Origin of the sequence: Campylobacter sp. CNRCH_2007_0968H (genome assembly GCF_025773245.1) — a bacterium.
Lineage (GTDB): Bacteria > Campylobacterota > Campylobacteria > Campylobacterales > Campylobacteraceae > Campylobacter_D > Campylobacter_D lari_D.
This window is the reverse complement of the sequence record NZ_JAKMTQ010000036.1, coordinates 1-1,580: the sequence shown is the minus strand read 5'-3', so window position 1 is coordinate 1,580 and position 1,580 is coordinate 1. Positions and strand designations below refer to the sequence as shown.

General features: G+C 28.0%; 1 protein-coding gene. It reads left to right on the top strand.

What is annotated here, in order from left to right; genetic code table 11:
- On the top strand, positions 1–1,580 hold a 1,580-nt coding region (locus L8Y18_RS08485; protein ID WP_263676658.1), incomplete at both ends, for a ShlB/FhaC/HecB family hemolysin secretion/activation protein.

Genomic DNA, 1,580 nt, shown 5'->3' with positions numbered 1-1,580 from the left:
TTAGCTCTTTAGTCTATGCTAATAATGGAAGTATTACCATAGCTAAAAATGATATAGAAAAGGTTATAGAACTATCCCCTGATAGAAACCTCCCTCAAAACAAAGCTATCAAAGAAAATCTAAAAACCAAAGATGATTATAAAAAAGCTCAAGAAGCTAAAAAAGACTTTGAAGAAAAAAAGAAAGCCTTAAAAGAAAAATTTAATCAAGAAGATAAAACTAATGAGGAAGCTAACAATCAAACTAATAACAACACTACCAAATTAAACAATCAAACCAATACCAACAATAATACAAGTAACCCAAATAATCAAACAAACAATAATTCTAATAACAACTCTACTAACTCAAGTAATCAAACTAATACTACCACCACTAAACAAGTAATAACCAAATACAAATTTGTTATCACTAATGAAAACACTAGCTTTGAAAAGCTAGGTATTAAAGAAGAAGATTTACAAATACTCATTAGTGAGTTTAGCACTAGAAAATTTAGCTTGCAAGATTTACAAGATATATCTAATATTATTGCTTATTATTTCCAAGTTAATGGCTATCCTGCTGCAACAGCTTATGTGCCCCAACAAGAATTTGAAGATAGTGTGCAAATAAACATAGCTTTGGGAACATTAGGTAAGTATATAATAAAGAATAAAACTACTATAAAAGATTATTTTATTGAAAGTAAGCTTAATGAAAGAATCAAAGGTAAAATCATCTCTACTAAATTAATAGAAGATAGTGTGTATAAAGTCAATGAAATGTATGGCATTCAAACCCTAGCAGGCTTACAAGCAGGAGAGAATGTAGGAGAAACTGATATAGTTATAGAAGTAGTTCCTGATACTAAGGCTAATGTATTATTATATGCTGATAATTATGGTATTAAAAGTGCAGGGGATATTAGAGCTGGTATCAGTATGGGATTTAATTCTATACTTAATATGGGAGATTATTATAATTTTTACTTACAATCAAGCAATGAAAAACAAATCAACTATGGGGCTAGTTATACTTTCTTTTTAGGAAATTTAAAAATTACTCCAAGTGTATCAAAAGGAAATTATTCTTTAGGTGGAGATTATCAAGAAGTTGGCTTTAGTGGAATTTCAAAAAGTATAGGTATAGACTTTTCTTATCCTGTATGGATTAATACTAATTCATCTTTATACTTTACTTCAAGTATTTATCATAAAACTTTAAATGATAAAGCTTTCGCTTATACACCATTTTCATATATAGCAAATAAAAATTCTAATGTGGGTAGTGTAGGTTTAGAAGGTTTATTTAGAGGCTTTGAGAATAATACCTTAAGTTATAGTGCTAAGATAAGTATAGGTAAGGTTAATGATGATGGACTTTTTATAGAAGATAATTATTTTAAAAATGAAAGTAAAGGCTTTGGTTGGTTTAGAAAACTCAATGCTAGTTTGAATAATTATTATAGTATTAATGAATACATTACGCATACTTTAAATATAAACTATCAAAAGGTATTAGGGAATTTTGAATTAGATTCTTCTGAAAGTTCATCTTTAGGTGGAGCTTATGGAGTAAGAGCTTATGATAATGGAGAG